Below are 6328 nucleotides of genomic sequence, written 5' to 3' on the forward strand. Positions count from 1 at the left end.
AACTCAATTGCAAAAATGCATTAAAAATGTACAGTTTAGAAGCTTTTAACGACTAATTACTGTAGATGGCGCCTAAAATACTGTTTTGACTAGCGCCGGTGATACTGCTTAACGCAATAGCTTCTTGTGCAATAGTTTTCGACGCGAACCAAGCAAATGTCATTGCCTCAACCCAGTCTGGAGCTATCCCGAGCTGAGAACTATCGTTGATTGTATGCAATGGAAGGAGCTGTTTCAGGCGAGTTCGAAGCGCAGGATTGTGAGCACCGCCCCCGCAAAGGTACACTTGTCCTCGGTCCATATACCTCAAGATTGATGACGCTACCGTGTGCGCTGTTAGTTCGAGTAAGGTTCTCTGTACGTCTTGTGGTAAATATTGTGCAAGCTCTAATGGTTCGGATATGTGGTGTAACCAGTCAAGATTAAAGTATTCACAGCCGGTACTTTTAGGGGCTGACATGTTAAAAAATGGATCATCCAGTAGCCGCTCTAATACTTCAGGTATCACTTTACCACTTGATGCCCACCTTCCATCTATGTCATAACTTAATTGCTGATGCTGGAAAATCCAATGGTCCATAAGCGTATTCGCTGGGCCAGTGTCAAAACCAACCGGCGTTTGGCCAGGTTGCAACAAGGTGAAATTAGCAATGCCACCAAGGTTTACAACTGCGCGTGAGTGTTCTTCATCAGCAAAGAACGCTTGGTGGAAAGCGGGTGCAAAAGGAGCACCTTGGCCCCCATGCGCCATGTCCCGGCGGCGAAAGTCGGCTACAGTTTTAATCCCTGTTTTGGCCGCGACGATGTTGCCATCGCCAATTTGCAGCGTAAAAGGGTAGCGTGAATCAGGCCGGTGACGGACCGTTTGGCCGTGACTACCAATCGCCACAATATCTTCCGGTGAGCATTTCGCCTGGTCTAAAAGTTGTTGTACAGCTTGCACAAAGTGCAACGCTACTTGATGATCCAGTTTACCCAGCTGATCAATGGGATCCCCCTGATAATTGGATTTACCAAAATCTAACAACTGTTGTTGTAATGACTCAGGGTAGGGGTAGCTTAGGGAATGAAGCAGTTTTATGGATTGGTTGGGAGTCTTGTGGATATCACAGAGGACAGCATCGATGGCATCAACACTCGTCCCTGAGATAAGTCCAATAAATAAGGCCACAGCTTAAGGCTCTGTGACCGTTTATTTTTGAAGTTTACTATTGCTTGCTGAACCTGCTGATTTTTCATCATTTAGGCGAGCAAAGTAGGTCGTGCGCTCTGTTTCAAGGCGCGCCACTAAAGGCTTAGAGTGCTCTTGGAAGCGAGCCATCTCGGCTTTTGGCACTGGCGCAGCGTGTGGTAATTTCACCGTACGCGGATTGCGATGAACACCATTGACCACAAACTCATAGTGTAGGTGTGGTGCTTGTGACATTCCTGTAGAGCCGACGTAACCAATGATCTGACCTTGCTTTACGCGTTGACCGGCTTTGACCGCACGCTTAGAGAAGTGCAGGTATTTAGTCGTGATGTTTCCACCGTGTTGGATGAAAACATAGTTACCATTAAAGCGGTTGTATGCTGATTTAACCACACGACCATCGCCTGCGGCGCGAACTGGAGTGCCGATTGGTGCACGATAATCGGTACCACGGTGCGCTTTAACACGCTTTTGGATCGGGTGGAAACGTTTCGGATTAAAGTTTGAACTCACGTAGTTAAACTTTAATGGCGCGCGTAAGAAGGATTTGCGTAAAGCCTTACCTTCTGGCGTGTAATAGGCGGTACGACCGTTGGTATCGGTGTAGCGAACGGCAGCGTAGTGCTCGCCCATGTTATAGAACTCAGCCGATAAGATGTTGCCATAACCTGCTTTTTTGCCATCAATGTACTTTTCTTCGTAAAGCACCGAGAAGCTGTCGTTTTTGCGTATCTCTAGTGCAAAATCAATGTCATACTCGAAAACGCCGGCTAGCTCCATAATCACGCCATCAGGAAGTCCTGCCTGTTTACCGGCATTATAGAAGCTGCTGGTAATCGTCGCAGTGGCGAAGCGTTGCTTGAATTCAATAGGCTTCTTGTCTAAAGAAACGTCGAATTCTTTATCCGCCAACTTAGTAATAACGAGCGTGTCGCTAGAGTTGAACGGGTAACGCAGCTCCTGGAAACCTTTGTTCTCATTGGCTGCAAACTCAAGAGTGTGACCAGGGCGAATCTTTTTTAAGATATCGACTTGATCGCCAGACTGCATAATATAGTGCAGATCTTTCGAGCTGAAACCTAACTTATTGAAAATACGCGAGAGGCTTTCGCCTTTGGCTACTTTAATAGTCTTCCAGTCGTATTTTGGCTTAGTCGTTTTTTTCACAAACTCTTTAATAGCGGTTGTCGCTTGTTCAAGATCTTGTGAGTTTTTTGGATTTATTGTGCGCGCTTGATCGTTTGTGGACAGTTTTTGCTTGGCTGGCTCAAGAACACCGTCAGTCAATGGCAAGCTGTTAGACTCTGTGTCTAAGCTGGCTGAATTGTCTGAGCTATTATTGTCGTCCGTTGATAATTGTAGTGTAAGGATTTCTTGTTGTTTTTCTTGAGTGGAAGACTCTTCTCCTGGAGTCATTGCTAAGTAAGATACTGCCGCAAATACGACTGATAACGCTGAGATCGTCACGATCGCGCCCTTTCGTCGGCTTTTCTTTCGGGAAAACAGAGGCTTGCTTCTGTTAAACCTTTTATAATCACGGTTTATCATAGTTTACTTAAGAAATTAGTTGAATAGTTTTTGCGCAATAACAATAACCTTATGACCGCTATTGGTCAATGTAAAAAAGCTTAAAATCCATAATTTGGTCATATTTGACTTGGAAATGTGAAAGAGTCAGGTTTTTTTACACTTTTGAATTGGGTTTGTCGTAGCTTTGTCAGTTGCCTTTTTTGCTCTGAAACCGTTGCATAGTATGACAATTCGTGTATCTTTGAGCCATCAAAACAAGAGAGTATCGCACTTATGAAAGACTTTGAAACCATGTTTGAGGAACTCAAGCGTGGTGCTGATGAGATTTTGCCAGAAGAAGAGTTACTGGAAAAGTTAAAAGAAGGTCGCCCACTTACGATTAAAGCGGGTTTTGACCCCACGGCACCGGATCTGCACCTTGGGCATACCGTATTAATTAATAAAATGCGCCAATTCCAGCAGTTTGGGCATAATGTTGTATTCCTTATTGGTGACTTCACAGGAATGATCGGCGACCCAACGGGTAAAAATGTTACTCGTAAACCGCTGACTCGTGAAGATGTCCTAAAAAATGCGGAAACCTATAAAGAGCAGGTCTTTAAAATCCTTGATCCAGAAAAGACCACGATCCGCTTTAACTCAGAGTGGTGCGAAAAGCTAGGTGCTGCCGGCATGATTAAGCTGGCATCTAACTTAACGGTTGCCCGTATGTTAGAGCGAGATGATTTTAAAAAGCGCTATAACAACGAACAGCCAATCGCGATCCATGAGTTTTTATACCCTTTAGTTCAGGGGTATGACTCTGTGGCGATGGAGGCTGACGTTGAGTTGGGTGGAACGGATCAGCGCTTTAACCTATTAATGGGGCGTGAATTACAGAAGTCAGAGGGGCAGAAGCCACAAACTGTCTTGATGATGCCTTTATTAGAAGGACTCGATGGTGTTAATAAAATGTCCAAGTCCTTGAATAACTATGTGGGGATCACAGAAGCTCCAGGCGTTATGTATCAAAAGCTCTTGTCGTTACCGGACGATATGATGTGGCGCTACCATGAACTACTGTCCTTTAAGTCGCTCGAAGAAGTGGAGCAATTGAAGAAAGATGTAGAAGCTGGCACAAACCCACAAGAAATTAAAAAAGCTTTTGCTTTGGAAATTATCGAGAGGTTCCACGGCAAAGAAGCGGCACAAAATGCCCATAAAGGTGCTGGTAATATTGTTAAAGAAGGTGAGGTTCCAGAGGGCACACCAGAAGTAGAGGTGAGTCTGGACGGTGCTGCTGAGTTTCCAATTGGAGCTGTTATCAATAGAGCAGGCCTAGCTGCAAACTCTGCCCAAGCGAAAGATATGTTGAAAAACGGGCGCGTTAAAGTGGATTGGGAAGTTGTCGAGCCTTCTTATATGGTAAAACCGGGCAAATACTTAATGCAAGCAGGCAAAAAGAAGATTGCTTACGTTAATGTGTCATAAAACCGGATATTATCGGAACAATTAAAAAGGTCACTTGGGTGGCCTTTTTTTATGGGAGCGACTATCGTTGTACAAAAAGTGTCCACCTTCTTTACAATGACATGTTAAAACTCTCCATTTTTCGAGTTATATCCTAAGATATTCTGGTTTGTGCCATACCATCCATTTTGTATTTTCATTAGTATTTATAAAGCTACATGGGGTAGCTCTATAAAACACTGGAGTACATAATGGATAATATATTTAAGAAAGGCGTTTTTACGATGTGTATCGGCGCAGCCATGGGTCTTCCTATATTAGGTCATGCTGAGTCTTTTGTTGTTGTAGCCAAAAATAAGATTAATAAAAATTTAGTGAATAGCGTTGAGGCTATGGGCGCGACTGTCACCCAAGAAATCCCTCAAGTGGGATTATTAGTAATAGAGACAGATAACCCGGACATACGAGAGCGTCTGGCTGGGGTGTCTGGCGTGGCATCAACGTTTAAAGATTTTACTCTAAACTATATAACACCGAACCCCACAGAAGAGTTTGGAGTAACTTTTGAAGAAATGGCAACGAGCCCACCAAATACCGGAGATGATGATTTCTTCTTTGATTTGCAGTGGGGACACGATGCAGTGAATGCTACTGAGGCTTGGGAAGCTGGAGTTCGAGGGCAAGGAGTTCGAGTGGCGGTATTAGATAGTGGCATTGACTCTTCACACCCAGATTTAGTGCCTAACTTAAACATGGCTTTGTCCACATCATTTGTTGCCGGTGAAGATTTTGATAACCCTCCGGGAAGTCATGGTACCCACGTATCAGGAACCATTGCTGCTGCGGATAATGCATTTGGTACCATTGGTGTTGCTCCAGAGGCAGAAATTATATCAGTTAAAGTACTCTCAGCGATCACTGGAAGCGGTAGCACCTCGGGTATTTGGCAAGGAATGATTTATGCTGCTGATAATGGTGCCGATATTATTAACATGAGCTTGGGTATTAGTGGTGGTTTTCCTAAGAACTGCACATTTACAGATCCGAATACGGGAGATTCGACCCATTACCCAGCTAAGGACTGTAGCGAATTAATCCGTACTTATAACAAAGTTACGAATTACGTAAGAAATAAAGGCACTCTCATAATCTCATCAGCAGGCAATGATGCACGCGATATGAATCATGACGGTCCAATAATGGCGTTACCGGCTGAGGCGAATCATGTGATTTCGGTTTCTGCGACAGCACCATATCTATGGGGATTAGATAGCACCACAGCGTTGGATGAATTAGCGTCATACTCAAACTACGGTAGAAAAGGTATCGACTTATCAGCTCCAGGTGGAGACTTTGATGTGTTTTTTGATTTTGGTGCGGCTCCCTGTAATGGACCAGTATTACCGGGTCGACCATGTTATGTGTACGACATGGTATTGAGTACAAGTCCTGGCGGTTGGAGTTGGAATGCAGGAACAAGTATGGCATCACCACACGTTGCTGGGGTCGCTGCACTTATTATCAGCGAACATGGTGGTAATATCAGTGTAGGGCAATTAGAAAAAGAGTTGAGAACACGAGCTATTGGTAATGGAAATAGCACAGAGCATGGTAAAGGGCGTGTTTCTTCAGGCTATTGATAAAGAAAGTCGCTAATAGAGAAAGGTCACTCGGTGGCCTTTTTTCTTAGATGGATGAAAAACCACACTTAATTGATTGTTTTATCATCGTTTTGAGCAGCTTTTAAACGAAAAGTAAAGGTTAGAAAATAAATTAATAAAAGTTTCAAAAAAGGGTTGCGGAGTGCAATTTAGTCTCTATAATGCGCTTCACTTTCGAGGCAAACACAACAAGTGCTCGCCAAGAAGGAGCTCAGGAAGGGTGGGTTTTTAAGACGATTTAAAAAGTTTTAAAAAGAGTGTTGACAGGAAGTTGAGGCGCTATATAATGCGCGCCGCTCTGAACGAAAAGTTCGAGCAAGCCGCTCAGGGATTTGAGGGGTCGATAAAGCGATTTAAGGTTTTGAAAAATAAACGTTAAAAAGATTATCGAAAGCGGTTGACAGGAAGTTTGGATGGCATATAATGCGCGTCCACTTGAGTGAAGCGAGTTCTTCACCAAGACGTTCTTTAACAGATTGATAAGACAATTTGTGTG

At 43.9% G+C, this 6328-nt stretch carries 4 protein-coding genes; 2 read left to right on the plus strand and 2 right to left on the minus strand.

What is annotated here, in order from left to right:
• Positions 1-52 precede the first annotated feature (52 nt).
• Together ABD128_RS08985 and ABD128_RS08990 are read right to left on the minus strand one after the other, a co-directional pair.
• Complete coding sequence (locus tag ABD128_RS08985) at positions 53-1171, minus strand: anhydro-N-acetylmuramic acid kinase (RefSeq protein WP_343989332.1); 1119 nt, start codon at positions 1169-1171, stop codon at positions 53-55.
• 21 nt (positions 1172-1192) lie between these two features.
• Positions 1193-2659: a peptidoglycan DD-metalloendopeptidase family protein gene (locus tag ABD128_RS08990; RefSeq protein ID WP_343989335.1), complete on the minus strand. Its 1467-nt coding sequence runs from the start codon at positions 2657-2659 to the stop codon at positions 1193-1195.
• Positions 2660-2995: 336 nt separating this feature from the next.
• Between ABD128_RS08990 and tyrS the strand changes: the two genes are divergently transcribed.
• Positions 2996-4192 carry a tyrosine--tRNA ligase gene (gene tyrS / locus ABD128_RS08995; protein ID WP_343989337.1) on the plus strand — a complete coding sequence of 399 codons (1197 nt, stop codon included), beginning with the start codon at positions 2996-2998 and terminating at the stop codon, positions 4190-4192.
• 230 nt (positions 4193-4422) lie between these two features.
• Positions 4423-5811 carry a S8 family serine peptidase gene (locus ABD128_RS09000; RefSeq protein WP_343989339.1) on the plus strand — a complete coding sequence of 463 codons (1389 nt, stop codon included), beginning with the start codon at positions 4423-4425 and terminating at the stop codon, positions 5809-5811.
• Positions 5812-6328: the final 517 nt, after the last annotated feature.

The organism is Kangiella japonica (genome assembly GCF_039523535.1).
Lineage (GTDB): Bacteria > Pseudomonadota > Gammaproteobacteria > Enterobacterales > Kangiellaceae > Kangiella > Kangiella japonica.